Below are 24800 nucleotides of genomic sequence, written 5' to 3'. Positions count from 1 at the left end.
CGCATTGCGGTCTTAAAATGCCTGTGCTAGACGGCAATCGACTTTCGGCCGGGGATAGCGGAAGCCGCGCCTCCGTGCTTGGAAAAATGCAGTAAGGTCAAAGATTTAGCCAGAGTTTTTGCTCGCGCCAACAATCTGCGGCCTGTCAGACAAGAGAAAAGACGGTCCGTGGCCCAATCGTCATCGCCAATCTCAGGTGTCGCAGAACGCTATGCTGGTTCGCTGTTCGAACTGGCATCGCAGGCAAATTCGGTCGCCAAGGTCGAGGCCGACCTCACCAGTTTCGAAACGATGCTGGCCGGTAGCGCCGACCTGACCCGGCTGATCAACAGTCCGGTGTTTTCCAGCGAGGACCAGGCCAAGGCGATCGCTGCGATAGCCGACAAGGCCGGCATCACCGGCCTCGCCGGTAATTTCCTGCGTGTCGTTGCCCAGAACCGGCGGTTGTTTGCCGTTCCCGGCATGATCAAGGCGTTCCGCCAGATCGCGGCCGAAGCCCGGGGCGAGACAGCTGCCGAGGTGACGTCGGCTCACGAGCTGACCGCTGCCCAGCAGACTGAACTCAAGGCGGCGCTGAAAAGCGTTGCCGGCAAGGACGTGTCCATCTCCGTCACCGTCGATCCGTCGTTGCTCGGCGGGCTGGTGGTCAAGATGGGCTCGCGCCAGATCGATACGTCGCTCAAAACCAAACTCAATTCGCTCAAGCTTGCACTGAAAGAGGTCGGCTGATGGACATCCGCGCCGCGGAAATTTCCGCAATTCTGAAAGACCAGATCAAGAATTTCGGCAAGGAGGCCGAGGTCTCCGAAGTCGGACAGGTGCTGTCCGTCGGTGACGGTATCGCCCGCGTCTACGGCCTCGACAATGTCCAGGCCGGCGAAATGGTCGAATTCCCCGGCGGCATCCGCGGCATGGCGCTCAACCTCGAAGCCGACAATGTCGGCGTCGTCATCTTCGGCGCCGACCGCGACATCAAGGAAGGCGACATCGTCAAGCGGACCGGCGCCATCGTCGACGTTCCGGTCGGTCCGGGCCTGCTCGGCCGCGTCGTCGACGCGCTCGGCAATCCGATAGACGGCAAGGGTCCGATCAAGGCAGTCGAGCGCAAGCGCGTCGACGTCAAGGCGCCCGGCATCATCCCGCGCAAATCGGTGAACGAGCCGATGTCAACCGGCCTCAAGGCCATCGATGCGCTGATTCCGGTCGGCCGCGGCCAGCGCGAGCTGGTCATCGGCGATCGCCAGACCGGCAAGACCGCCATCATCCTCGACACGATGCTCAACCAGAAGTCGGTGCACGACAACGGCCCCGAGAAGGAAAAGCTGTACTGCGTCTACGTTGCCGTCGGCCAGAAGCGCTCGACCGTGGCGCAGTTCGTCAAGGTCCTGGAAGAGCGCGGCGCGCTCGAATATTCGATCATCGTCGCTGCCACCGCGTCCGATCCGGCGCCGATGCAGTTCCTGGCGCCGTTTGCCGGCGCCACCATGGGCGAGTATTTCCGCGACAATGGCATGCATGCGCTGATCAGCTATGACGATCTGTCGAAGCAGGCCGTCGCCTACCGCCAGATGTCGCTGCTGCTGCGCCGCCCGCCGGGCCGCGAAGCCTATCCTGGCGACGTCTTCTATCTGCACTCGCGCCTGCTCGAGCGCGCCGCCAAGCTCAACGACGATCTGGGCGGCGGTTCGCTGACCGCTCTGCCGATCATTGAAACGCAGGCCAACGACGTGTCGGCCTATATCCCGACCAACGTGATCTCGATCACCGACGGCCAGATCTTCCTCGAAACCAACCTGTTCTTCCAGGGCATTCGTCCCGCGGTGAACGTCGGCCTCTCGGTCAGCCGCGTCGGCTCGGCCGCGCAGATCAAGGCGATGAAACAGGTCGCCGGCTCGATCAAGGGCGAGCTCGCGCAGTACCGCGAAATGGCGGCCTTCGCGCAGTTCGGCTCGGATCTCGACGCCGCCACGCAGCGCCTGCTCAACCGCGGATCGCGCCTGACCGAGCTCCTGAAGCAGCCGCAGTTCTCGCCGCTGAAGACGGAAGAACAGGTCGCGGTGATCTTCGCCGGCGTCAATGGCTATCTCGACAAGCTGCCGGTCAACCAGGTCGGCAAGTTCGAGCAGGGCCTGCTCAGCCACATGCGTGCGGCCGGCAAGGACGTTCTCGATGCCATCCGCAAGGAAAAGGCGCTGTCGGACGATCTGCGCGCCAAGCTGAAGGCCGAGATCGACGCTTTCGCCAAGACCTTCGCCTGAGCGAAGCGACAAGACGGGATCAGGTTTGAAGCATGCCTTCATTAAAAGACCTTCGTAACCGTATCGCCTCGGTCAAGGCGACGCAGAAGATCACCAAGGCGATGCAGATGGTCGCCGCGGCGAAGCTGCGCCGTGCGCAAGAGGCCGCGGAAGCGGCGCGCCCCTATTCGGAGCGCATGGGTTCCGTGCTGGCCAACATCACCCAGGCGATCGGCGGCGGCGGCGACGCCCCGGCGCTGATGACCGGCACCGGCAAGGACAACGTGCACCTGCTCGTGGTCTGCACCGCCGAGCGCGGCCTGTGCGGCGGTTTCAATTCGCAGATCGCCCGTCATGCCCGCGATCATATCCGCCGGCTTTTGGCCGACGGCAAGCAGGTCAAGATCATCTGCGTCGGCAAGAAGGGTTTTGATATCCTGCGCCGCGACTATGCGTCGATGATCATCGACCGTGTCGACCTGCGCGAGGTCAAGACGCTCGGCTTCGTCAATGCCGACGCGATCGCCAAGAAGGTCATCCATCTCTTCAGCGAGGGCGCCTTCGACGTCTGCACGCTGTTTTATTCGCAGTTCAAGTCGGTGATCAGCCAGATCCCGACCGCGCAGCAGATCATTCCGGCCGGTGTGGCTTCGGCTCCCGCAGCAGTGGTGGATGGCGGCAACGCCGTCTATGAATACGAACCGGAGCCGGGCGAAATCCTCTCCGACCTCATCCCGCGCAACATCTCCGTGCAGGTTTTCCGGGCGCTGCTCGAAAACGCCGCCGGCGAAATGGGCGCCAAGATGAGCGCCATGGACAATGCGACGCGCAACGCCGGCGAGATGATCAACAAGCTGTCGATCACCTACAACCGTCAGCGGCAGGCGCAGATCACCAAGGAACTGATCGAAATCATTTCGGGCGCCGAGGCGCTCTAGGCGTGGTCCGCGGGTCAATCTGCCCGCGACCGGACCGCGTGAGAAACAAAGGACGAAAAGGGTAAAGACGATGGCGAAAGCAGCGACCCCCAAGACGGCGGCCCCCAAGGCAGCAGCGCCCGCGAAGGCGGCAAAGGCACCGGCAGCAGCAGCCAAGGCGGCTCCGGCCAAAGCGGCAGCAGCCCCCGCAAAGGCAGCAGCGGCCAAGACATCGGCAGTGGCCACCAAGGCAACCGGCGTTGTCGGCAAGGTCCGCCAGGTCATCGGTGCCGTCGTCGACGTGCAGTTCGGCGATCACCTGCCGGCGATCCTGAACGCGATCGAGACCACCAATGTCGGCAACCGACTGGTGCTCGAAGTTGCCCAGCATCTGGGCGAAAACACCGTGCGCTGCATCGCCATGGACTCGACCGAAGGTCTGGTGCGCGGCCAGGAAGTGCGCGACACCGGCGCGCCGATCACCGTGCCGGTCGGCCCGGGCATGCTCGGCCGCATCATCAACGTCATCGGCGAGCCGGTCGACGAAGAAGGCCCGGTCGATGCAACCGAAATGCGCTCCATCCACCAGCCGGCTCCGACCTATGTCGAGCAGTCGACGGAAGCGCAGATCCTGATCACCGGCATCAAGGTGCTCGACCTGCTGGCACCCTACGCCAAGGGCGGCAAGATCGGCCTGTTCGGCGGCGCCGGCGTCGGCAAGACCGTGCTGATCCAGGAGCTGATCAACAACATCGCCAAGGCGCATGGCGGCTACTCGGTGTTCGCCGGCGTCGGGGAGCGCACCCGCGAGGGCAACGATCTCTATCACGAGTTCATCGAATCCGGCGTCAACAAGAAGGGCGGCGGTGAAGGCTCCAAGGCTGCACTCGTCTATGGCCAGATGAACGAGCCGCCGGGCGCGCGTGCCCGCGTCGGCCTGACCGGCCTGACGGTTGCCGAGTATTTCCGTGACCAGGGCCAGGACGTGCTGTTCTTCGTCGACAACATCTTCCGCTTCACGCAGGCGGGTTCGGAAGTGTCGGCTCTGCTCGGCCGTATCCCGTCGGCCGTCGGCTATCAGCCGACGCTCGCCACCGACATGGGCGCGCTGCAGGAACGCATCACCACCACCACCAAGGGTTCGATCACGTCCGTGCAGGCGATCTACGTGCCGGCCGACGACTTGACCGATCCGGCACCGGCGACCTCGTTCGCCCACCTTGACGCGACGACGACGCTGAACCGCGCCATCGCCGAAAAGGGCATCTACCCGGCCGTCGATCCGCTGGACTCGACCTCGCGCATGCTCGACCCGCTGGTTGTCGGCGACGAGCACTATGGCGTCGCCCGCCAGGTGCAGTCGATCCTTCAGCGCTACAAGTCGCTGCAGGACATCATCGCCATCCTGGGCATGGACGAGCTGTCGGAAGAGGACAAGCAGACCGTGGCCCGTGCCCGCAAGATCGAGCGTTTCCTGTCGCAGCCGTTCTTCGTCGCCGAAGTGTTCACCGGCGCGCCGGGCAAGCTGGTCGACCTCGCCGACACCATCAAGGGCTTCAAGGGCCTCTGCAATGGCGACTATGATCACCTGCCGGAAGCTGCCTTCTACATGGTCGGCGGCATCGAGGAAGCGGTCGAGAAGGCACAGCGCCTGGCGGCTGAAGCGGCATAAGAAGCGAATAGCGAATAGGGAGTAGCGAATAGGGCAAGACGAGCCGGCCGAGTTTTTTCTACTCGCTACTCACTATTCCCTATTGGCTAAATTGATCATGGCTGAAGCTTTCAAGTTCGAACTGGTCTCGCCGGAGCGCCTGCTGGTTTCCGCAGAGGTAGAATCCGTCGTCATTCCGGGCGCCGAAGGCGAGATGACCGTGATGGCGCACCACGCGCCGGTCATGACCACCATCAAGCCGGGCGTCGTCACGGTGAAGAACGCCTCGGGCGGCGAGGATCGCTATGTCGTGTTCGGCGGTTTCGCCGACATCGTCCCGACCGGTTGCACGCTGCTGGCCGAATCGGCCGTCGCGGTCAAGGATGTCGACCGCGCGGATCTCGCCCGTCGCATCCAGGAAGCCAAGGAAGATGCGGCCGATGCCAAGGACGATCAGTCCCGCAGCAAGGCGGAACAGTTCCTTAGCCAGCTCACCACGCTGGAAGGCGCGATCCTGCCGGCGTAAAATTCGCTTCAGATGATTTGATGAAAAGCGGGGCTTGCCTCGCTTTTTTGTTAGATGCCCAGCGCGGCGAAGGCCAGTGTCGGACCATCGCGCCGCAGGTGCACCAGATGCACGGCCACCAGTTCAATCAGCGTCTGGCGCTCGGCGTGATCCCTGGCGAAGCCGGCCAGGTCGAAGACTGCCGTCACGGTTTCGTTCGCCGGCAACTCCTGGCTCAAAAGCGCGGTCAGCGGCACGTCGAGCGGATCGGTGAAATGGTTTTCGGGCAAGGTTTTTCCGCGCGCGGCGCAAGCGGCGATCCAGGCCGCCACCACCAGTGTGAGATGCACGAACTCAGTACCGGCCTCGAGGCACTCGATGGCGGACGCGATGATACGTTGTGGCAGTTTCTGGCTGCCGTCATTGGCGATCTGCGCCGTGCGGTGGGCGAGCGCGGTGTTTGAAAAACGCTCCGCGAGTTCCTCGGTATAGGTCTTCGTATCGAGCCCGGCGTCCTCGGGCAGGGTCGGGATTGCCTCGGCCCATAACGCATCGACGAACTGCCGGATTGCCGGATCGGCGAAGGCGCGATCGACCGTGGCATGGCCGCTGAGCAGGCCGAGATAGGCGATGCCCGAATGCGCGCCATTGAGGAGCCTGAGCTTCATGTCCTCGAATGGGGCGACATCTCCGACCATGGTGACGCCGAATTTTTCCCAGGCCGGCCGGCCCGCCGGGAAATTGTCTTCGATCACCCATTGGCGGAAGGGCTCCGTCATGACAGGCCAGGCATCCGCGATGCCAAGTTCGCCGGCGATCCGTGCCCGGTCGGTATCCGTGGTTGCCGGCACGATGCGGTCGACCATGCTCGAGGGAAAAGCGACTTCATTGGCGATGTGGCCGGCGATGCCAGTACCGCCCCTCAGGCCAAGTGCGGCATCCCGCAACGCGGCGAATTCGGTCAGCAGCCGATGCAAGGTGGCGCCGTTGGCCGGCAGGTTGTCGCAGCAAAGCACGGTAAAGGGCGAGGTACCGGCGGCGCGCCGCCGGGCAAGCGCCTCGGTGAGAAAACCATGCGCCGTCTTCGGGAAATGTAGGTTCGCCAGGTCATGGGCAATGTCCGCGTGGGCAGCGTCCAGGCCGCCGCCGGCTGCCCTGAGATAAGCCTTTTCGGTGATGGTCAGCGTGACGATCCGGGTGCGCGGATCGGTCAGCGCGGCCAGCACCGCGCCGGGGTCTTCCGGCGCCACCAGCAGCGAGCCGATCGAGCCGATGACGCGCGGCTCCTCCTTGCCGCTGCTGCGGATCGCCAGCGTGTAGAGCCCGTCCTGCGGCGCCAGCGCATCGCGCGTGTCCGCGCTGCGCAATGAGACGCCGACGATGCCCCAGTCCGTCTCGCCCGCCGCCAGGCAGTCGTCGACATAGGCGGCCTGATGGGCGCGATGGAAGGCGCCGACGCCCAGATGCACGATGCCCGGGGCGATCTTGCGCCGATCATAGCCCGGGATCGAGACCCTCTCAGCTAGCGACCGTAGCGTGGTGTCGGACAAATGGCTGCTTGTCATCATATCACACGGGCTGAGGGCTTCGGATGGTGCGTCATGGAGATATCCCTGCGCAGCGGATGACAGGCGGCGTAACACCTGTTTGTGCCTGCCGCAAGGATGCCCGTTTCCGACAGTAAGTTGACTTCGATTCCGCCCGAACGTACCGGTATCAAACTTGGAAGGAGACGCTTTCCCATGGTCGCACTGAACGATCCGGACCTGCTGTTTCCCCCAGAAGCGCATTCTCGCTCGATCGCCCGCGATCTCTATGCCGGCATCAAGGGCCTGCCGATCGTCAGCCCGCATGGCCATACCGATCCGCGCTGGTATGCGCTGAACGAGCCATTCCCGGATCCGGCGCAACTGCTCATCGTGCCCGACCACTACATTTTCCGCATGCTGTTCAGCCAGGGCGTGCGGCTGGAAGATCTCGGCGTGGCGACCCTCGATGGCGCGTCGGCCGAGACCGACGGCAGGATGATCTGGCGGCGCTTTGCCAAGCACTATTATCTGTTCCGCGGCACGCCGACCCGGCTCTGGTTCGACCATGTGCTGGCCGACCTGTTCGGCATCGAAGAGCCATTGAGAGCTGAGACAGCTGATCGCCACTACGACACGATCGCAACGCTGCTGCAGTGGGAGAATTTCCGTCCGCGCGCTTTGTTCGAACGTTTCAACATCGAGGTCATCGCGACGACCGAAGGCGCGCTCGACGATCTCAGATGGCACAAAATGATCCGCGACAGCGGTTGGGAAGGGTGCGTCATCACCGCCTATCGGCCGGACGCGGTTGTCGATCCTGATTTCGAAGGGTTTTCGGCCAATCTCGACCGGCTCGGCGAAATCACCGGCTGCGACACGGGCAGCTGGGCCGGCTATCTCGATGCGCATCGCCAACGGCGTGCCTTTTTCAAGAGCTTTGGCGCGACTTCGTCGGATCATGGCCATCCGACGGCCGAGACCGCCAATCTCTCCGATGCGGCGGCGCAGGAGCTGTTCAACCGCATCCGACGCGGCTCCGATGACGAGCGCGAGCGCAAACTGTTCCGCGCCCAGATGCTGACCGAAATGGCCAAGATGAGCCGGGATGACGGGTTGGTGATGCAGATCCATCCCGGCTCCTGGCGCAACCATTCGACTGACATTTTCAAGAAGTTCGGCCGCGACAAGGGTTTCGATATTCCGACGCGGACCGATTATGTGACGGCGCTGAAGCCGCTGCTCGACTGCGTCGGGCTGGAGCGTGACCTGACCATTGTGCTCTTCACGCTCGACGAAACCAGCTATGCGCGCGAACTGGCACCGCTCGCCGGCGTCTACCCGGCGCTGAAGCTCGGCCCCGCCTGGTGGTTCCATGACAGTCCGGAAGGCATGCGCCGCTTCCGCGAGATGACCACCGAGACGGCCGGTTTCTACAACACCGTCGGCTTCAATGACGACACCCGCGCCTTTCCCTCTATCCCGGCCCGCCACGACGTGGCGCGCCGGGTCGACTGCGCGTTCCTGGCGCAGCTCGTCGCCGAGCACCGGCTGCGCGAGGACGAGGCGCATGAGCTGGCAGGGGAATTGGCCTATACGCTTGCCAAGAAAGCCTATCGGCTCTGATGCATGCCGATGCGATTACCGTTGGCCAGCCGTCGACGATGAGGAGATGACGATGACAAAGATCTTCGCCCATGCCGGCGAGAGCGACTGGACGTCGACGCCAGACGGCAACCGCCGCCGCGTTCTCCTCTCCACCGATGAGCTGATGCTGGTCGAGTTCGGCTTCGACAAGGGCGGTGTCGGCGCCCTGCATTCGCATCCGCATGTCCAGTCAAGCTATGTCGCCGAAGGCCGTTTCGAGGTGACGATAAATGGCCAAACCGAAATCCTTGGGACCGGCGGCAGCTTCATCGTGCCATCCGGTCTGGTGCACGGTGTCAAGGCGCTGGAAGCGGGGCGGCTGGTCGACAGTTTCACGCCGCACAGGGCTGATTTTCTCGCCTGAAGGCGGATCGCCGCCGCCGGCCCATCATCCCGGTATTGAAGCGGCGACGCTGGTCAGGTGATGTGCCTGAGCAGGGCGAAAAGCCGCTCGAACGTCTTGCCGTAAGGTGGGCGCAGCATGGCTCCCGCGCTCAGGCGTGACTGCAGGAAAACCGGCTTCTCCTTGCTGAAGGTACGGAACCCCCATTCGCCATGATAGGCGCCCATGCCGCTGGCGCCGACACCGCCGAAGGGCTGGTTTTCCTGCACCAGATGCAGCATGCAATCGTTGATGGTGACGCCACCGGCGACGGTCTCGTGCAGGATGCGTTGCCGGTTGCCACGGTCGTTGCCAAACCAGTAGAGCGCCAGCGGCCGGTCGGCCCGGTTCACATGGTCGATGGCGTCATCGACGGTGGTGTATTCGACGATCGGCAGCACCGGTCCGAAAATCTCCTCGCGCATCAGCCGCAGGTCCGGGCCGGCATTGCTGACCAGGGTCGGCAGAAGCTTCCGGCTCGTGGCGCCGAATTCTTCGCCGGCCGGGTTGATTTCGGTGACTTCGGCACCGGCGTCGCGGGCTTCCGCGATCATGGCTCGCAGGCGCTGAAAGTGCCGGTCGCTGATGATGGCTGTATAGTCGGGATTGTCGCGCAAAGTGGGATAGAGCCGCGCCACCGCGGTTGCGAGCTTGGCGGCGACGGTACCGGCCTGTCCCTTCGGTACCAGAAGATAATCCGGCGCGATGCAGGTCTGCCCGGCATTGAGCAGCTTGCCATAGGCAATGCTGGCCGCGGCCGCATCGAGGTCACACGAGGGATCGAAGATTGCCGGCGACTTGCCTCCGAGTTCCAGCGTGATCGGCGTCAGGTTGGCGGCGGCGGCGATCGCGACCTGGCGGCCGACCGCGGTCGAGCCGGTGAACAGCAGATGATCGAACGGCATTGAGACGAAGGCTTTGCCCATTTCGGCATCGCCGGTGATGACGCTCAACTCGTCAGCGGCAAAATGCTCGCCGGCAAGTTTTGCCAGCAGCTCCGAGAAAGCCGGTGTCAGTTCGGACGGCTTGACCAGCACACGGTTGCCGGCGGCAAGCGCGGCCGTGACAGGCGCGACGGCGAGCTGAAAGGGGTAATTCCACGGCGAGACGATGCCGACCACACCGAGCGGCTGCGGTACGAGGCGGTTTTTGCCAGGCAGGAACGGCAAGGTGGTGGCGACGCGACGCTCCCGCATCCAGCCCTTCAAGTGGGACAGTGTGTGGCGGATGCCGGCGCGCACGACAAACAGTTCGGCAAGGCGCGTCTCGTGTTTCGAGCGGCCGCCAAAGTCGCTGTTGATGGCGGCGCAGATCTCCGCCTCATGCCGCTCGGTCAGATCCAGCAGGCGCTTCAGGCGGTCTTTCCGCACGCTCAGGTCTGGAAAGGGCTGCTTGTCGAAGGCCGCGCGTTGCAAACGGAACAGTTCGCCAAGGACGTCCTGTCTCACCTGCAGCATCGTGCCCTCCCTGGCTCGTCTGGCGAAGCTTACATCCTAGCGCGTGAAGGAATCCAGCGGGGGTGCAGGTGTCGCTGGGGAAGCTGCTCGCCGAGCGTTTCCGTGGAGGCTTCTGGCGGCAAGCGACAGAGTGGCCGTCGAGGCATTGGTCCCACCCCGATTGACTCACAGCTAGGTTGCTAGCATACTAGCCAAATGAGCGATGAAGAGGTCAAGCAGTTCAACGTCTATCTGCCCATCGGCCTGATCCGGCGGGTGAAACATCATGCGATCGAGGCTGAGCAATCGCTGTCAGCTTTGGTTGCCGACGCGCTGCGGGCCTATCTCGACGCCTACCAACAGCCCGGAAAATCACCGGGGAAGGAGCGCTTAAATGACGACTGAAGGAATCCAAGCCGTCTATCTGACGACGCACAATTGGGGAAAAGCCGCCAAGTTCTTCCAGGCGCTCGGCTACACCTTGGAGTTCGACACCGGCCACAATTCCGGACAGCTCCGCAATGGGGTCAATCCCTACATCTTCATCGCCGAGGTTCCGCAGACCGAAGAGCCGGCAACGCGTCTTGTCTTTCGCGTACCCAATGAGAGTGCCGTGCCCACGGATCCCATCGTGGAGGTGGTCACGCCATTTTCCGACACCCACTGGGGCAGCAGGGAGATGACCATGCGTGATCCGGACGGGCGCCTCTGGAATCTGGAAACACCGCCAAAGGGCTGACGAGCAGGAGCCGGGCATTGGGGGTGCGAAGGAAAGCAGATGCGTAACCCAGGAAAGCTAGCGCCGGACGATACGGCATTGCGCGTCGCCCTGTGGCGCGCGCTGCACGTCGAGGTCGATCCGCCGCCACATGTCATCGAGGACAGGGTTGGCCTCGATCTCGCGGCGCCGGGGGAAGATTGGCGCGGCCGTCCCGACATGGAGCCGGTCGCGACGAAGTTCTTTCGCGCCTCCATCGTTGCCCGCGCTCGCTTCGTCGAGGATCTTGTCGTCGACCAGGTCGGCCAAGGGGTCAGCCAGTATGTCATTCTCGGCGCCGGTCTCGACAGTTTTGCCCAGCGCAAGCCCGAGATCGCCTCGCGCCTCAAGATCTTCGAGATCGACCGACCGGGCACCCAGGCCTGGAAGCGCCGTCGCCTGGTCGAGCTCGGCTACGGCATACCGGACTGGCTGCACTTTGTGCCGGTTGATTTCGAGGCGGGTGGTTCCTGGTGGAAGGAATTGGTGGCTGCCGGTTTCGATGACGGCAAGCCGGCAATCATCGTCTCCACCGGTGTCAGCATGTATCTCGGCAAGGACGCGAACATGGCTACGCTGCGTCAGGTCGCAGCCCTCGCCCCCGGATCGGTCTTCGCCATGACATTCCTGCTGCCGCTGCAACTGGCGGATCCCGAACTGCGTCCTGGGCTCAAGATGGCGGAGAAGGGAACGCGGGCAAACGCGACGCCTTTCATCAGCTTCTTCACGCCGGTGGAGATTCTGGCGTTGGCTCGCGAAGCCGGCTTCAGCCAAACGCGGCATGTTTCATCGGCCGAGCTTGCCGAGCTCTATTTCGCCGGCAGAACAGACGGCCTGCGGCCACCGAACAATGCCGAGGAGTTTCTGGTGGGGATAGCGTAGCTATCCCTGATATGGCGCCGAGATCGTTTTCTTCAAGACTGTCGGAACGCCGGAAATTCGCATAGTTATGTCGCCCCTTCGGTAAAATCGGGGCGTCCATGAACCACACCAATTCCTCTCATGACACGACTGCAACGCGTTCACCCGAGATGAACGCGACCGCGACGCGTTCACCCGGGATGCTGCCCGCTTTCAAAAGTGATGCGCTCAGAGACCGCTACATGGCGGCTTACGATGCCATGCTGCGGGACTGGCCGGTCGCCTTTGAGGAGTTTGACCTGACGACCCGCCTGGGGCCGACGCATGTCATCGCCAGTGGCCCACCGGATGCGCCGCCGCTCTTGTTGTTAACCAGCTTTGCCGGCACCGCCACGGTCTGGCGCCTGAACGTTGCCGGCCTCAGCCGCCGCTACAGGACGTATGCGGTCGACGTCATCGGCCAGCCGGGCAAGAGCCTGGCGAGGCGGCGGCTGCGGAACCGCCACGACTATGCCGAGTGGCTCGGCGATGTCCTCGATGCGCTGAACATCAAGCGCACTTCGATCGTGGGCTGCTCTTTCGGCGGCTTTCTCGCTCTGAACCAGGCGTCGCTGACACCGGAACGGGTCGACCGCGTCGTGCTGATCAGCCCGGTCGGCACCTTTGCCTCGCAATTCTGGAAGCTGACCTGGTCGGCGCGGATCAAGCGACCCGTCGTCAGGCTGTTGCGCCGCATGACTGGCCGCACGCGGGCGCCCAGCATGGCCGATCTCGGCATCCGGCCACCTCGTGATGCGACCTGGGGCGCGTTGATGGCGGCAACGATGGGTGCGGTGTCGAAGCTGAGCATCATTTCGCCTGCAGTGCTCAGCGGCCGCGAGCTGCGCGCCATCCGTGCACCGACATTGCTTCTGATCGGCGACGGCGAAAAGCTCTACGGGCCGGCTGCGATGCTGGCGCTGGCACGGCGGCGGATGCCTGGCATCGAGGGCGCGATCGTTGCGGGAGCCGACCACATCGCAGCCATGGCGCAACCCGATGATGTCAACGAGCGGATCATCGCGTTTCTGGAAAGGGGCGTTGTGGTTGGATGACGGCTGCGCTACTCCAAGGCGTCACGCGGAGAGTCTCTTGATCGGTTTCCACATCCTCTCCAATCTCCGAAAAATCGCTTCCCGTCGGGTCTCTGCCTGATGTCGGCACAGGCGGCGAGCATTCGGGCCGAGGATCCCAAGCGGCGCGTCCTGAAGGACGTGTTCGGTTTCGACGATTTCCGTCCCGGCCAGGCCGATGTCATGGATGCGCTTCTCGGCGGGCGCCATGTGCTGGCCGTGATGCCGACGGGCGCGGGCAAATCGCTGTGCTACCAGGTGCCGGCGCTGGTTCTGGGCGGGCTCACCATCGTCGTGTCGCCGCTGGTGGCGCTGATGCAGGATCAGGTCGCCGCCTTGCGCCTGGCGGGCGTGGCCGCCGATACGATCAATTCCTCGATCGACCGCGAGGCCAATGTTGCCGCCTGGCGGCGTGTGGCTTCCGGCCAGACGCGGCTGCTTTATCTGGCACCGGAGCGGCTGATGACCGAGCGCATGCTCGATGCGCTCGCAAGGCTCGACGTCAGCCTGATCGCCATCGACGAGGCGCATTGCATCTCGCAATGGGGACCGGCTTTCCGGCCTGAATATGAGGATTTGTCGCGGCTGCGGCACATCTTCCCCAACGTGCCGATCATCGCGGTGACGGCGACGGCGGATGAGAGCACGCGCAGCGACATCGAAGCACGGCTGTTCGCCGAGCGGGTCGAAACGCTGGTGCTCGGTTTCGACCGGCCCAACATCAAGCTGGCGATCGCGGCCAAGCAGGACAGCAAGCGGCAATTGCTCAACTTTATCGAGCGTCATCCAGGCCGCAGCGGCATCGTCTACTGCCTGTCGCGCAAGAAGACGGAAGAGATGGCGGCCTTCCTCGAGAAGAACGGCGTCACCGCACTCGCCTACCATGCCGGCATGAGCAAGGAGGCGCGTGAGGCGAACCAGAACAGCTTCATGACGCTGTCCGGCGTCGTCATGGTGGCGACTATCGCCTTCGGCATGGGCATCGACAAGCCTGATGTCGCCTATGTCTTCCACACCGATATGCCGGGCAGCCTGGAGGCCTATTATCAGGAGATCGGTCGTGCCGGCCGCGATGGCCGCGATGCCGAGGCGCATATGCTGTTCGGTCTCGGCGATATCCGCATGCGGCGGTTGTTCATCGACGACGAGGACGCATCGGCCGAGCACAAGAAACGATCGCACCAGCGGCTCAACACCTTGATCGGTTATTGCGAGACGGCGCAATGCCGGCGCCAGGTGCTGCTCGGCTATTTCGGCGAGGAGGCGCAGCCCTGCGGCAATTGCGACAACTGCCTCGACCAGGTGCCGCGCGCCGATGGCGGCGCCGAGGCGCGCATCATCCTGGCTGCGGTCGCCCAGAGCGGCGAACGCTTCGGCGCCACGCACGTCATCGACATCCTGATTGGCCATGAAACCGAAAAGGTGCTGGCCAGGGGCCATGAAAGGCTCGCCTGCTTCGGCAGCGGCGTGGCGCAGAAGAAGGATTTCTGGATGTCGCTGATCCGGCAGCTGGTCGCCGGCGGTTTCCTCGAGCCGGACCCGAGTGGCCATGGTGGCCTCGCCATCGCCGAGCAGGGCAATGCGCTTGGCCGGGGCGAGGTAGCGTTCCGCTATCGTGTCGAATTGCGCAGCCGTGCCATGCGCAAGATGCGCGCGGCCGAGGGTTCAGGCGCCGAAGGCGTTGATGCTTCGCTGCTGGCGACGCTCAAGACACTTCGCCTGCGTCTGGCGAAGGAGCGCCAGGTGCCGGCCTATGTGGTGTTTTCCGATCGCACGCTGATCGACATGGCCGAACGCTGTCCGCGCGACCTTGATGCCTTCGCTGAAGTGAACGGCGTGGGCGCTGCCAAGCTCAAGGAGTTCGGCCAGGTTTTTCTGAGCGCAATCGCCGCGCACCAATCGGGCGGCTTGGCCTGAAGGCCGGCCCTGCAATCTTCACATCTGTATCGACATGCCGCCATCGACGGTCAGGACGTGTCCGTTGACGAAGGAGGCCGCATCGCTGGCAAGGAAAAGCGCGGCACCGGCGATCTCCTGCGGCCGCCCCCATCGCTGCAGCGGAACCCGCTGGCGGGCGAAGGCAACCAGATCGGGATTTGCCGCCATCGCGGCATTGGTCTCGGTGGCGAACATTCCCGGTGCGATGGCGTTGCTGGTCACGCCGTGGGCGCCATATTCGACGGCCATGCTGCGCATCAGCCCGGTCAGCCCCTGCTTGGCGGCTGGGTAGATGGCATCGCCGGGGCGCGCCATCTCACCGACGATCGAGGTCACGGCGATCAGCCGGCCATGGCCCTGGGCCTTCATGATCTCCGCCGCATCGCGTGACAGCGAGATCGCCGACAAGAGGTCCGTCCGGATCAGATCGAGGATGTCGTCGTCGTTGAAGGCGGCGAGCGGCCGCCTGTCGCGGGCACCGACATTGTTGACGAGGATATCGAGCCGGGCACGGCTCTTGCGGATGTCGGCGATCATCGCACGGCCTGCCCCGATGTCGGCGACGTCGAAGACCGCAGCCTGCGCACTGCCGCCATCTCCGGTGATGGCGGCAACGGCGGCGTTCAGCGTTGCGGCAGTGCGTCCCGTTACCACGACATGGGCTCCGGCTTCGGCAAAGGCGCGCGCGATCTCGAAACCGAGGCCGCGTCCGCCGCCGGTGATCAAGGCCACACGTCCCTCCAGGGAAAATCGGTCGAAAACGCTCACAACAGGCGGCCTCTGCACGCATGCGACGGGAACCGATCCCATCCGGCAATCGGCGGCTTGGTCTCAAGCCTATCGTTCAATCGAAGCCGGTCAACTGAACTTAATGCGCGGAGGAATGCGTTTTGCCGGGGAGTGCCAGTGCATGGGATGGTCCGCGACCGCGCGCTGATCGACATGGCCGAGACGCTGTCCGCGCGATCTCGACGCGTTCGCCGAAGTGAATGGCGTTGGAGGGGCGAAACTCAAGGAGTTCGGGAAGATTTTTCTGAGCACCACTGCGGCGCACCAATCCGGCCAGTTGAGCTGAAGAAGCGTTTCACGCTTCACGTCACTTGTTGAAATTCGCGATAAACTGTCCGAATTGCTGGGTGGGGGCGCGCGCGAACATCTCCTTTGGCTCACCCAGGCAATCCACCTCGCCCTTGTGCAGGAACATCACCTTGCTCGATACGTCGCGGGCAAAACTCATTTCGTGCGTTACCACCAACATGGTGCGCCCTTCCTCCGCAAGCGAGCGCATGACCCGCAGCACCTCGCCGACCAGTTCCGGATCGAGCGCGGATGTCGGCTCGTCGAACAGCATCACCTTGGGGTTCATCGCCAAAGCGCGCGCTATGGCGGCGCGCTGTTGCTGGCCGCCCGACATATGCGGGGGATAGTAGTTGCGACGCTCCCATATCCCCACGCGCTTCAGCAATGCCTCGGCCTGCTCCAGGCACTCCGCCCGGGGACGCTTCAGCACATGCGTCGGGGCGGCGACGAGGTTCTCAAGCACCGTCATGTGCGACCAGAGATTGAAGCTTTGGAAAACCATGGCGAGGTTGGCGCGGATTCGCTCCACCTGACGGATATCGGCCGGCACCTGATTGCCGTCTCGTCCAGGCTTCATCTTGATGAGTTCACCATCCACACGCACTTCGCCGGAGTCCGGGGTCTCCAGCAGGTTGATGCAACGCAGCAGCGTGCTTTTGCCTGAACCCGACGAACCGAGGATGGAGATGACATCGCCCTTGTGAGCCTCGAGCGAAATGCCTTTGAGCACCTCGTGATTGCCGAAACACTTGCGCATATCCTTGACGCTGATGGCTGACGCCTCGTCGGGGGACGATGCCGCATTCGCGGCAGCGGCAAGACTTGCCGACATCACAACACCTCCGGGACGGGTTTGATTTGCTGGGACTGGTCAGGCGCGGGGCGCAGATGCGGTGAAAGCGAATATTCAACCCAGGCAAACAGCCGGGCGATCGACAGGTTGAGCAGCAGGTAGATGACACCGGCGCAGGTCAGCACCTCGATCGGCCGGAACGTGTCGTGCTGGATTTTCTGCGCCGTCCCCATCATCTCCATGATCGTGACCACGGAAGCGAGAGCGGTCGCCTTCGTCATCAGGATGATCTCGGTCGAATAAGCCGGCAAGGCCAGGCGCAGCGCTATGGGCAATGTCACAATGCGGAACCGTGTGAATGGAGACATGCCGAAAGCCTTGGCAGCCTCGATCTGCCCGACCGGCACGGCACGGAGTGCGCCGCGGAAAATCTCGCTCTCATAGGCGGCGGTGTTCAAGGCCATGGCGACGATCGTGCAATACATGGGGTCGCGCAGGATCGGCCACAGGATAGGGCTGTGGCGCACGAAATCGAACTGGGAAAGTCCGAAATAGATCAGATAGAGCTGCACCAGCAGCGGCGACCCACGGAAGACGAAGACATAGGCGCGGGTGAAATACTCGCCGGATTTGGAGCCCGAGGCCCGCAGCCAGGTAAGGCCGGTGGCGATGATCAGGCCGAAGGCTATGCCGAAGAACCAGATTTCAAGCGTCAGCGGCAGTGCCTTCAGCACGCTCCACATGGTCGAAAGGTAGAAGTCGTAATCCACCGCCACCTCTTACTTTGGACGCAGAAAGCTGCGTGAGGTGTAACGCTCGGCCTTGTCGAAGATCGGCGTCGAGATCGACGTCATCACGAGGTAGAGGATGCCGGCGACCGTGTAGAAAAGCAGCGAATGGTGTGTTGAACGCGCGGCCTTGTTGGCCGTCAGCATAAGCTCGGCGACGCCGGTGACCGAGATCAAAGCCGAATCCTTGATGGTCAGCTGCCACACATTGCCCAGCCCCGGCACCGCCAGGCGCAGCACCTGCGGCATGATCACGAGGCGAAAACGCAGCCAGGCCGACATGCCGTAGGCCCGCGCCGCTTCCAGTTCGCCGCGCTGGATCGCCAGAAACGACCCGCGGAAGACCTCGGCCTGATAGGCGCCCGAAATGATGCCGACCGCGAGCACGCCGCCGAGGAAGCTCGGCATGTTCAAAATGTCGGTCGAACCGATCGATCCCGTGGACCGCGCCACGCCGGTCAGGATCTGCGTGCCGCCATAGTAGAAAAGGTAGATGATCAAAAGCTCCGGCTCACCGCGGAACACGGTCGTGTAGCTCTCGCCGATAAACCTCAGTCCGCCTCGATGCGATAGCTTGGCCGCCGCCACGAGCGATCCCAGCGCAGCGCCGATCAACATCGAAACCATGGTGACGGCGAGCGTCCAGCCAATACCCCAGAGCAGCTGCAAACCCCAGCCGGCAGCCAACAGCTCATAGGCCGTCGACAGCTGATCCTTGAGACTGTTGAGAAAGCCCACCTACGCCTCCCCGGGCGTCAAGATACGCATCGACGGGCTGATCCCCCTCAATGCAAAACGGGAGCAGCCTTGGCTGCTCCCGTTGCGACATTACTTGGTAATGTCGATCTTGAACCACTGCATCGAGTATTTCGACACCGAGCCGTCATCGAGAGCGGCCTTGAGCGCCTTGTTGTAGATATCCTGCAGGTCCTTGTCGGTCTTGCGGAAGGCAGCACCGATGCCCGGTCCCAGGATCGGACCGCCCTTGAACTGCGGCCCGACAAACTCCAGGTCCTTGGCGTCGGGCTTGGCCAGCGTGCCGAGGAAGTAGGTGGTGTCGGCGAAGGCCACGTCGAGGCGCCCGGCCATCAGGTCGAGGTCATGCTCGTCGGTGGTCTTGTATTCATGGACGTTGGCGACATCCTTGAGATATTTGTCGGCAAACGTCGCCTCCGTGGTCGAAACCTGCAGCCCGACATTCTTGCCGGTCAACTCCTTGCGCAGCGTATCGAGCGCCGCCTTGGACTCGGCGTCATCCTTGGAAAGATCGATCATCTTGCCGCTGTTGGACAGCTGTGCCAGCGGCCCACTCTTGTCGGCAAGGAAAGCCACCGGCGATGAGGCATAGGGGATCGAGAAGTCGATGGTCTTCAGGCGCTCATCGGTGATCGACATGCCGTCCATGACAACGTCGAACTTGCCTGCGGTCAGGCCCGGAACGACGCCGTCCCAATCCTGCGCCACGATGTTGCATTCGAGCTTCGCGCGGGCGCAGACGTCGTTAAGGATGTCCACCTCGAAGCCGACGATCTTGCCGCTGGCGTCGGTCTGGTTCCACGGGGCGTAGGAACCCTCCATGGCGACAGTAACGGTCTTCCAGTCCTTGGCCAACGCCGGGGCGATAGCTGAGGTTGAACAGGTCAGTGCCAGCGCGGCAAGCGCGATCCAGCGTGATGATGTCAAGATATGTTCTCCCATTTTTTGTTCTTTGAACCCTCTGATACCAATTGCTTAACCCAGCCCCAATTCTGCGACAAGGGCTGTTTTCCGCTCCGCATTGAGCGCATTCCTGACGTTGCGCGGGTGCAAGCCCTGCGGCACCGGGAAAACCCGGCGCGATGGCGGGGTTACCTTGCTAAGCTACTGTCTTGCCGAAGTAAGCTATCGCGCGGTGCGGCCCGCCGGCTGTTTACAGCCTTCGCCCTTGCGCCATGGCTGTGCGTGATCGGCGCCAGGCGTGCCATCAAGATATCGTGAACCGGCGAAGTCCTTTGAAAGCCCTCGGGTACGTTTCAAGGGCGAATGGTCCGGCACAGGCTTCATCGGCGCCGCTCGAGGATCATCCCGGCATGATGCAGGACATCGTCAATAAAGTCGCCATCGGCCGTGAAACCGGTGTCGTCCCAATAGTCGACGTGATTGCCCGTGACGACATAGCGGCCCTGATAGGCCTTTTCACGCTTTCCACGGGCTTCGACATAGCGGCCGTTCGGCAGCAGTTCATGGCGGATAAGGCCGTCTTCGGTCACCCAAAGGCCGGCATAATTGTGCGGTTGGTTGTTCATCTTCTCATCTTCCTCGGCAATGGCAAATTGGGCTGATATCAAACAGAGCGACGTTGCAATGATGAGGCTGCGCATCAGAGCAGGATGGATCCTGCCCGGGGTCATGCTCAGTGCGCCGCCCGTGTCGGACGCACGACTATCTCGTTGACGTCGACGTCGTCGGGCTGCTCGATGGCGAAGCGCACAGCCCGGCCGATGGCATCCGGCTGCAGCGCAATCGCGCGGTAGGTCTTCATCGCCTGAGCGGCAATCGTGTCGGTGATGGTATCGGCCAGTTCGCTGTCGACCACGCCGGGGTGGATGCAGGTGACGCGGATGTCGTCCCGCTCCTGTCGAAGGCCGTCGGAGATGGCTCGCACCGCATATTTTGTGGCGCAATAGACCGCCGCCGTCGGCGAGACGGTCAGCGCGCCCACCGAGGCGATGTTGATGATGTGGCCGGCTCCCCGTGCCGTCATCTGCGGCAGCACGGCGGCGATGCCGTGCAGTACGCCCTTGATGTTGACGTCGACCATGCGGTCCCATTCGTCGACCTTCATCGATGCCATCAGCGACAGCGGCATGATGCCGGCATTGTTGATGATGACGTCGACCTGCCCCCAGGCCTGGCGCGCGGCTTGCGCGAAGGCGGCGACATCGGCCCGGTCGGTCACGTCGAGCCTGCGGGTCATCACTTGCCCGCCCTTCGCCCGGATCTCGTCCGCCAGTTCTTCCAGCCTGTCGGTGCGGCGCGCACCCAGCATCAGCCTGGCGCCGGCAGCCCCCAACTCGCGGGCAATGCCGGAGCCAATCCCGCTGGAGGCTCCGGTGATGAGAACGACCTTGTCGAGTGCCATTGCAAAAATCCTTTCGTCTTCGATGGGATCAAGATTGCCCTGACTGTATCTTTCAGCCATTGTTGCGATAAGGCATCTAATTGTTGCCGAAGTGGAAAGCTGAGCTAACCAATGTTGCCTGATCTCAATATGCTTTCGGTGTTCGCACTCGTCGCCGAGGAACGCAGTTTTCGGGCGGCGGGCGAACGGTTGGGGGTCAGCCGGTCAGCGGTCAGCCAGACGATCCGGCGGCTGGAGGAAAACCTCGGCATCGCGCTGGTTTCGCGAACGACGCGCAGCGTCAGCCTGACCGAGGCGGGAGAGCAGCTATACGAAGATGTGGCGCCGGCCATCGCCGACATGCGCACGGCGCTCAGCCAGACCGAACAGTGGCGCGACCGGCCGCGCGGACAATTGCGCCTGGCCGTCTCCTCGATCGCCGAGCGCTTCCTGTCGGGACCGTTTCTCGCCGGCTTCGCCGAGGCCAACCCCGAAATCCAGCTCGATGTCACGGTGACAGACGAGGAATTCGACATCGTCGCCGAAGGCTATGATGCGGGTGTCCGGCTGGGAGAGGTCATCGAACAGGACATGATCGCTGTGCCCGTCGCCGGCGACGAACGGCAGGTGACGGTCTGTTCCCCGGCCTATCGCGACCGCTTCGGCATCCCTGCGCATCCCGCCGAGCTTGCCGCGCATCGCTGCATCGGCTGGCGGCCCTCACCCAAGGCGGTTCCCTACCGCTGGGAATTCACCGAGGACGGCAAGGATTTCAGCGTCGCGGTCGCGCCTGAAATCACCACCAACGACATGGCGCTGATGATCAAGCTGGCCGTGGCCGGTGCCGGCATCACCTTCGGCATGGAAGAGAGTTTTCGGCCCTTCATCAAGCGGGGGGAACTGGTTCCGATCCTCGATGACTACTGCGCGCGCTTTGCCGGTTTCTATCTGTATTATCCCAGCCGCCGGAACGCCGCGCCAAAGCTGCGTGCGCTGGTCGAGCATGTGAGGCGGCAGGAATGGTGATCGCCGTCAGTTGGGTTCTGTCCGCCAAAACTGCTTTCTTGCGAAGGTCTTGCCCGATCCCGTCTTGAAGTATCGCTCGAGTTGCCGTGCGTTGGCCTTGGTCTCGACAGCAACGTAAGTTTTCAAGGTTACGGGCAGATAGGTCTTGGTCGATATTACATGGCCCATCGATGCGATGCGATTCAAGCCGACGTCGAAGGTCGTTTGTCGATCCGACATAGATATCGCCGTTACGGAGTTGCAGGAAATACACGCACCACATAGTCCCCCTGCGCTACTTCGTAGCTTCGGGCGACACTCCTAAGCCCGATTGCGTTTTCGGGTGGCCCGCCACCCGAAAACCGCAGGGCATAGGGTGGCGGAGAGGGAGGGATTCGAACCCCCGATGGGCTTGCACCCATGCCGCATTTCGAGTGCGGTGCATTCGACCACTCTGCCACCTCTCCGCGGTCATGGTCGGCCGTTGCCGGCGCGGCGCACTAGATAACGGCTGAACGGGCAGGTTACAAGGCTAAATCCGCCGATATTTGGCTTGTCATCCGGCCTGTCGGGCAAGCAGCGGATTCAAGGCGTTATTTGCCGGTCACTGGCCCGGCACGCCATAGGCGGCCTTGGCGGTCATCGCCGCGATGACGCTTTTCTCCAGGGCGCCATAGACCTTGCCGTCATTCTCGCCGGAAAAGATCACCACGGCGGCATAGCCGGCTTCGTTGACGAAGAAGAACGAGCCGCCGGTCTTGGGGTAATCGGGCATGTGATGGTGCAGCAGGCCATCATGGTAGTACTGGGTGCCAAGCGCGGTGTGTTTCATACAGACGCCGAGGGCGTAGCTCGGACTGCCCTGGAAACGCGGGCAGGGCGCCTGGGTCGGCGGTGATTTCTGCCCCTTCGCATAGCCCGGATCGCCCGGCAGGGCGTCGAGCCATTGGCGTGTCGTCGGGCCGAGAACGCCGGACTGCTTGTCGAAGGCGTAGAGGAATTTGGCGTAGTCCTGAGCCGAAATATCCCAGCCGCCATTCGGTCCCCGCGCGGTAAGCGTGTCGTCGATGACGCCGGCATTCGCCGGCATGCCAAGCCTGGTGAAGACCTTGCCGCAGGCCGTGCGGTAGGCCTGGTTGCCGAGCACCTGCGCGATATAGCCCAAAATTAGATAGCCACTGTCACTGTAGGAGATCGTGCTGCCGGGGGCGAAGTCGAGCATGGCCTGTGCCGCCGACTTGAACGAAGCACTGACCGAATGGTCGTTCTTGTCGTCGAAGGCGTTTTTCGTCAGGCCGGCGCGATGGGTGAGCAATTCGTCGATGGTGATGGTGGTAAAACGTGGATCGGTCGGCGCGTTGGCGCCGTTGTTGCGCTTGAAATAGCCGGCCAGCACGCTGCCCAGCGTATCCGTGAACGCCAGGCGCTTGTCATCGACCAGACCGGCGATGCAGACGCCGGTGATGGCTTTCGACAGGCTGGCGATCGGGTGCCGTTCGGTCGGTTTCCAGCCATGGTCGTAGGAGCCGACCAGGTTCTGGTGCAGCGCGACGGCAACCTCTGCGTCCGCGATATGATGGTCCTTCATCCATGCGGTGACGACGCCATCGACGCTTTCGGCAACCGGATTTGGCGCAGACAGCGCGGGCTGCCATGCCAGCAGCATCAAACCAAGGCAGAGTCTCCACCAGCCACGCATCCCAGCCTCCCCCGACGGCAAACGTCTGGCCATGTTGGCACGGCTGGTCCGCGCCGGCCAATAACAGTCTCGGCAACGGCTGTTTGCCTTGACTCACATCAAACCTTCGGTTAGGGACAGCGCGCAATCGGCGTGGAGGGTTCTTCCACGCCGCTTGTTTTTTGAACCCGCAGACTGACAAAAAGACGGCCGAACCGCCAGAGGCGGTTCATCAAGGCCGACCGAACAGCGAAAGGCAAAAAATGTTCGCAGTCATTAAAACGGGCGGTAAGCAGTATCGCGTTGCCGCCAACGATCTCCTGAAGATCGAAAAAGTCGAAGCCAATGTCGGCGATATCGTCGAAATCGGCCACGTTCTCGCGCATGGCGAGGGCGAGAATGTCACGTTCGGCGCGCCGTTCGTCAACGGCGCTCTGGTTACCGCCGAAGTCGTCGAGCAGGGCAAGAACCGTACGGTCATCGCTTTCAAGAAGCGCCGCCGTCAGAATTCGCGCCGCAAGATTGGCCATCGCCAGCTTTTGACCACCGTGCGGATCTCCGAGATCCTGCTGGACGGCGCAAAGCCGACGAAGACGGCAGCGGTGAAGGCACCGAAGAAGGAAGCCAAGGCCGAAGTGGCCCCCGAGGCGAAGGCCGAGGCCGCGCCGAAGGAAGCCAAGGCCAAGAAGGAAGCTGCCCCCAAGGCTGAAGTGACGGCCGAGACGGCTGCCGCGCCGCTGTTCAAGGCGCCGAAGGGCGAGCCGGACGACCTGACGGTGATCAAGGGCATCGGCCCGGTCGCTGCCAAGGATCTCGCCGAGCAGGGCATCATCACCTTCGCGCAGCTCGCCAAGCTCTCCGACAAGGATGTCGCCAAGATCGACGAGCACATGCCCTTCAGCGCCGACCAGATCAAGGACTGGCGCGAACAGGCCAAGGAACTGACGAAGAAGTAATTTTTCCGGCGAAACATCAGCCGGATCGGACTTGAAACGGAACGCGAACGCGTTCATAAGGCCTTTTAGGCGCCTTGCGGCGCAACGGAGTTAGTTAGATGGCACACAAGAAAGCTGGCGGCTCGTCGCGCAACGGTCGCGACTCGCATTCCAAGCGTCTGGGCGTGAAGAAGTTCGGCGGCGAAGCCGTCATCCCGGGCAACATCATCATTCGTCAACGCGGCACGACCTGGCATCCGGGCGTCAATGTCGGCATCGGCACTGATCATACCCTTTTCGCGCTCGAATCCGGCGCCGTGACCTTCAACAAAAAAGCCAATGGCCGAACCTACGTATCGGTCAACCCGATTACCAAAGCCGCGGAGTAGCCGGTTCCGCACTAGAACACCGGCGCCCCATCTCGGGAACCGGTGTCTGGAGAAGCCAGAAAA

Annotated in this window: 25 protein-coding genes, 1 tRNA gene and 2 pseudogenes; 16 read left to right on the top strand and 12 right to left on the bottom strand. The window is 62.9% G+C overall.

All coding sequences use genetic code 11. From position 1 onward, the window contains the following. Positions 1–168 precede the first annotated feature (168 nt). The 5 genes from A3A9_RS0120325 (at position 169) to A3A9_RS0120305 (ending at position 5331) form a co-directional block, all read left to right on the top strand. Positions 169–729 carry a F0F1 ATP synthase subunit delta gene (locus A3A9_RS0120325; RefSeq protein ID WP_027060413.1) on the top strand — a complete coding sequence of 187 codons (561 nt, stop codon included), beginning with the start codon at positions 169–171 and terminating at the stop codon, positions 727–729. Next, the gene (gene atpA / locus A3A9_RS0120320) at positions 729–2258 is read left to right on the top strand and encodes a F0F1 ATP synthase subunit alpha (protein WP_027060412.1); all 1530 of its coding nucleotides are present in this window, start codon (positions 729–731) and stop codon (positions 2256–2258) included. The genes A3A9_RS0120325 and atpA overlap by 1 nt, the downstream gene beginning before the upstream one ends. Before the next feature lie 32 nt (positions 2259–2290). Next, entirely contained in the window at positions 2291–3175 is an 885-nt protein-coding gene (locus A3A9_RS0120315; protein WP_027031723.1) for a F0F1 ATP synthase subunit gamma, read from the top strand. Between the two features lie 70 nt (positions 3176–3245). Beyond that, positions 3246–4826: a F0F1 ATP synthase subunit beta gene (gene atpD, locus A3A9_RS0120310; protein ID WP_027060411.1), complete on the top strand. Its 1581-nt coding sequence runs from the start codon at positions 3246–3248 to the stop codon at positions 4824–4826. Between the two features lie 97 nt (positions 4827–4923). Further along, positions 4924–5331: a F0F1 ATP synthase subunit epsilon gene (locus A3A9_RS0120305; RefSeq protein ID WP_027060410.1), complete on the top strand. Its 408-nt coding sequence runs from the start codon at positions 4924–4926 to the stop codon at positions 5329–5331. A gap of 50 nt (positions 5332–5381) precedes the next feature. Here the strand turns inward: A3A9_RS0120305 and A3A9_RS0120300 are convergent, their stop codons facing one another. Then, positions 5382–6875 (bottom strand): mannitol dehydrogenase family protein, encoded by a 1494-nt coding sequence (locus A3A9_RS0120300; RefSeq protein WP_027060409.1) that lies wholly within the window; start codon positions 6873–6875, stop codon positions 5382–5384. A 177-nt stretch (positions 6876–7052) separates the two neighbouring features. On the opposite strand from A3A9_RS0120300, the gene uxaC reads away from it, so the two are divergent. Continuing rightward, positions 7053–8462 carry a glucuronate isomerase gene (gene uxaC, locus A3A9_RS0120295; RefSeq protein ID WP_027060408.1) on the top strand — a complete coding sequence of 470 codons (1410 nt, stop codon included), beginning with the start codon at positions 7053–7055 and terminating at the stop codon, positions 8460–8462. 46 nt (positions 8463–8508) lie between these two features. Beyond that, entirely contained in the window at positions 8509–8847 is a 339-nt protein-coding gene (locus A3A9_RS0120290; RefSeq protein WP_027060407.1) for a cupin domain-containing protein, read from the top strand. Between the two features lie 53 nt (positions 8848–8900). Here the strand turns inward: A3A9_RS0120290 and A3A9_RS0120285 are convergent, their stop codons facing one another. After that, positions 8901–10322 carry a coniferyl aldehyde dehydrogenase gene (locus tag A3A9_RS0120285; protein ID WP_027060406.1) on the bottom strand — a complete coding sequence of 474 codons (1422 nt, stop codon included), beginning with the start codon at positions 10320–10322 and terminating at the stop codon, positions 8901–8903. 195 nt (positions 10323–10517) lie between these two features. On the opposite strand from A3A9_RS0120285, the gene A3A9_RS0120280 reads away from it, so the two are divergent. The 5 genes from A3A9_RS0120280 (at position 10518) to recQ (ending at position 14948) form a co-directional block, all read left to right on the top strand. After that, a complete protein-coding gene (locus tag A3A9_RS0120280; protein ID WP_027060405.1) occupies positions 10518–10706 on the top strand; it encodes a ribbon-helix-helix protein, CopG family in 189 nt (62 codons plus the stop codon). Beyond that, positions 10696–11040 carry a VOC family protein gene (locus tag A3A9_RS0120275; RefSeq protein ID WP_027060404.1) on the top strand — a complete coding sequence of 115 codons (345 nt, stop codon included), beginning with the start codon at positions 10696–10698 and terminating at the stop codon, positions 11038–11040. Before A3A9_RS0120280 ends, A3A9_RS0120275 begins: the two co-directional genes overlap by 11 nt. A 39-nt stretch (positions 11041–11079) precedes the next feature. Beyond that, positions 11080–11940: a class I SAM-dependent methyltransferase gene (locus A3A9_RS0120270; protein WP_027060403.1), complete on the top strand. Its 861-nt coding sequence runs from the start codon at positions 11080–11082 to the stop codon at positions 11938–11940. Between the two features lie 221 nt (positions 11941–12161). After that, on the top strand, positions 12162–13013 hold the full coding sequence (locus A3A9_RS41825; RefSeq protein WP_161634521.1) for an alpha/beta fold hydrolase: 852 nt from the start codon (positions 12162–12164) through the stop codon (positions 13011–13013). 99 nt (positions 13014–13112) lie between these two features. Beyond that, the gene (gene recQ, locus A3A9_RS0120260) at positions 13113–14948 is read left to right on the top strand and encodes a DNA helicase RecQ (RefSeq protein WP_027060402.1); all 1836 of its coding nucleotides are present in this window, start codon (positions 13113–13115) and stop codon (positions 14946–14948) included. A gap of 18 nt (positions 14949–14966) precedes the next feature. Here recQ and A3A9_RS0120255 read toward each other — a convergent pair whose 3' ends face one another. Continuing rightward, positions 14967–15737, bottom strand: a complete 771-nt coding sequence (locus tag A3A9_RS0120255) for an SDR family oxidoreductase (RefSeq protein ID WP_027060401.1) — start codon at positions 15735–15737, stop codon at positions 14967–14969. Positions 15738–15893: 156 nt separating this feature from the next. Between A3A9_RS0120255 and A3A9_RS46500 the strand changes: the two are divergent. Continuing rightward, positions 15894–16044: pseudogene (locus A3A9_RS46500) on the top strand (HRDC domain-containing protein); the annotation flags it as partial. A gap of 21 nt (positions 16045–16065) precedes the next feature. Here the strand turns inward: A3A9_RS46500 and A3A9_RS0120250 are convergent. The 6 genes from A3A9_RS0120250 to A3A9_RS0120225 all read right to left on the bottom strand — a co-directional run bounded on the left by A3A9_RS0120250 (position 16066) and on the right by A3A9_RS0120225 (position 20751). Continuing rightward, positions 16066–16881: an ABC transporter ATP-binding protein gene (locus A3A9_RS0120250; protein ID WP_051371041.1), complete on the bottom strand. Its 816-nt coding sequence runs from the start codon at positions 16879–16881 to the stop codon at positions 16066–16068. Then, complete coding sequence (locus A3A9_RS0120245) at positions 16881–17612, bottom strand: ABC transporter permease (RefSeq protein WP_033838691.1); 732 nt, start codon at positions 17610–17612, stop codon at positions 16881–16883. Before A3A9_RS0120245 ends, A3A9_RS0120250 begins: the two co-directional genes overlap by 1 nt. Before the next feature lie 9 nt (positions 17613–17621). Next, positions 17622–18368 (bottom strand): ABC transporter permease, encoded by a 747-nt coding sequence (locus A3A9_RS0120240; protein ID WP_245279085.1) that lies wholly within the window; start codon positions 18366–18368, stop codon positions 17622–17624. Between the two features lie 90 nt (positions 18369–18458). Beyond that, positions 18459–19313: a transporter substrate-binding domain-containing protein gene (locus A3A9_RS0120235; RefSeq protein ID WP_245279084.1), complete on the bottom strand. Its 855-nt coding sequence runs from the start codon at positions 19311–19313 to the stop codon at positions 18459–18461. Between the two features lie 356 nt (positions 19314–19669). Next, positions 19670–19990, bottom strand: a complete 321-nt coding sequence (locus A3A9_RS0120230; RefSeq protein WP_082222158.1) for an Atu4866 domain-containing protein — start codon at positions 19988–19990, stop codon at positions 19670–19672. Between the two features lie 32 nt (positions 19991–20022). Next, positions 20023–20751: an SDR family oxidoreductase gene (locus A3A9_RS0120225; RefSeq protein WP_027060397.1), complete on the bottom strand. Its 729-nt coding sequence runs from the start codon at positions 20749–20751 to the stop codon at positions 20023–20025. A 111-nt stretch (positions 20752–20862) separates the two neighbouring features. Here A3A9_RS0120225 and A3A9_RS0120220 point away from each other — a divergent pair, with 111 nt between their 5' ends. Then, complete coding sequence (locus A3A9_RS0120220) at positions 20863–21756, top strand: LysR family transcriptional regulator (RefSeq protein WP_027060396.1); 894 nt, start codon at positions 20863–20865, stop codon at positions 21754–21756. 214 nt (positions 21757–21970) lie between these two features. Here A3A9_RS0120220 and A3A9_RS45790 read toward each other — a convergent pair. The 3 genes and pseudogenes from A3A9_RS45790 to A3A9_RS0120205 all read right to left on the bottom strand — a co-directional run. Beyond that, positions 21971–22018, bottom strand: a pseudogene (locus tag A3A9_RS45790) (GIY-YIG nuclease family protein); the annotation flags it as partial. 94 nt (positions 22019–22112) lie between these two features. Continuing rightward, a tRNA-Ser gene (locus A3A9_RS0120210) sits at positions 22113–22202 on the bottom strand. A 137-nt stretch (positions 22203–22339) separates the two neighbouring features. Beyond that, positions 22340–23434, bottom strand: a complete 1095-nt coding sequence (locus tag A3A9_RS0120205; protein WP_161634520.1) for a serine hydrolase domain-containing protein — start codon at positions 23432–23434, stop codon at positions 22340–22342. Between the two features lie 242 nt (positions 23435–23676). On the opposite strand from A3A9_RS0120205, the gene A3A9_RS0120200 reads away from it, so the two are divergent. Next, complete coding sequence (locus tag A3A9_RS0120200; RefSeq protein WP_027060394.1) at positions 23677–24369, top strand: 50S ribosomal protein L21; 693 nt, start codon at positions 23677–23679, stop codon at positions 24367–24369. Between the two features lie 98 nt (positions 24370–24467). Continuing rightward, entirely contained in the window at positions 24468–24737 is a 270-nt protein-coding gene (gene rpmA, locus A3A9_RS0120195) for a 50S ribosomal protein L27 (protein WP_027031700.1), read from the top strand. Positions 24738–24800 lie beyond the last annotated feature (63 nt).

Origin of the sequence: Mesorhizobium loti CJ3sym, assembly GCF_000472785.1 — a bacterium.
In the GTDB taxonomy this organism is placed as follows: domain Bacteria; phylum Pseudomonadota; class Alphaproteobacteria; order Rhizobiales; family Rhizobiaceae; genus Mesorhizobium; species Mesorhizobium loti_E.
The sequence above is the reverse complement of the archived record's forward strand: the minus strand, read 5'-3'. Positions and strand labels throughout refer to the sequence as shown.

What these genes read in the sequence shown, in the direction of transcription:
- A3A9_RS41825 (WP_161634521.1), top strand. Translation starts at nt 12,162, where the DNA reads ATGGCGGCTTACGATGCCATGCTGCGGGACTGGCCGGTCGCCTTTGAG.
- A3A9_RS0120250 (WP_051371041.1), bottom strand. Translation starts at nt 16,881, where the DNA reads ATGTCGGCAAGTCTTGCCGCTGCCGCGAATGCGGCATCGTCCCCCGAC.
- atpD (WP_027060411.1), top strand. Translation starts at nt 3,246, where the DNA reads ATGGCGAAAGCAGCGACCCCCAAGACGGCGGCCCCCAAGGCAGCAGCG.
- uxaC (WP_027060408.1), top strand. Translation starts at nt 7,053, where the DNA reads ATGGTCGCACTGAACGATCCGGACCTGCTGTTTCCCCCAGAAGCGCAT.
- A3A9_RS0120200 (WP_027060394.1), top strand. Translation starts at nt 23,677, where the DNA reads ATGTTCGCAGTCATTAAAACGGGCGGTAAGCAGTATCGCGTTGCCGCC.
- A3A9_RS0120285 (WP_027060406.1), bottom strand. Translation starts at nt 10,322, where the DNA reads ATGCTGCAGGTGAGACAGGACGTCCTTGGCGAACTGTTCCGTTTGCAA.
- A3A9_RS0120275 (WP_027060404.1), top strand. Translation starts at nt 10,696, where the DNA reads ATGACGACTGAAGGAATCCAAGCCGTCTATCTGACGACGCACAATTGG.
- A3A9_RS0120280 (WP_027060405.1), top strand. Translation starts at nt 10,518, where the DNA reads ATGAGCGATGAAGAGGTCAAGCAGTTCAACGTCTATCTGCCCATCGGC.
- A3A9_RS0120230 (WP_082222158.1), bottom strand. Translation starts at nt 19,990, where the DNA reads ATGCGCAGCCTCATCATTGCAACGTCGCTCTGTTTGATATCAGCCCAA.
- recQ (WP_027060402.1), top strand. Translation starts at nt 13,113, where the DNA reads ATGTCGGCACAGGCGGCGAGCATTCGGGCCGAGGATCCCAAGCGGCGC.
- atpA (WP_027060412.1), top strand. Translation starts at nt 729, where the DNA reads ATGGACATCCGCGCCGCGGAAATTTCCGCAATTCTGAAAGACCAGATC.
- A3A9_RS0120305 (WP_027060410.1), top strand. Translation starts at nt 4,924, where the DNA reads ATGGCTGAAGCTTTCAAGTTCGAACTGGTCTCGCCGGAGCGCCTGCTG.
- A3A9_RS0120300 (WP_027060409.1), bottom strand. Translation starts at nt 6,875, where the DNA reads ATGACAAGCAGCCATTTGTCCGACACCACGCTACGGTCGCTAGCTGAG.
- A3A9_RS0120290 (WP_027060407.1), top strand. Translation starts at nt 8,509, where the DNA reads ATGACGATGACAAAGATCTTCGCCCATGCCGGCGAGAGCGACTGGACG.
- A3A9_RS0120220 (WP_027060396.1), top strand. Translation starts at nt 20,863, where the DNA reads ATGTTGCCTGATCTCAATATGCTTTCGGTGTTCGCACTCGTCGCCGAG.
- A3A9_RS0120270 (WP_027060403.1), top strand. Translation starts at nt 11,080, where the DNA reads ATGCGTAACCCAGGAAAGCTAGCGCCGGACGATACGGCATTGCGCGTC.
- rpmA (WP_027031700.1), top strand. Translation starts at nt 24,468, where the DNA reads ATGGCACACAAGAAAGCTGGCGGCTCGTCGCGCAACGGTCGCGACTCG.
- A3A9_RS0120205 (WP_161634520.1), bottom strand. Translation starts at nt 23,434, where the DNA reads ATGCGTGGCTGGTGGAGACTCTGCCTTGGTTTGATGCTGCTGGCATGG.
- A3A9_RS0120315 (WP_027031723.1), top strand. Translation starts at nt 2,291, where the DNA reads ATGCCTTCATTAAAAGACCTTCGTAACCGTATCGCCTCGGTCAAGGCG.
- A3A9_RS0120225 (WP_027060397.1), bottom strand. Translation starts at nt 20,751, where the DNA reads ATGGCACTCGACAAGGTCGTTCTCATCACCGGAGCCTCCAGCGGGATT.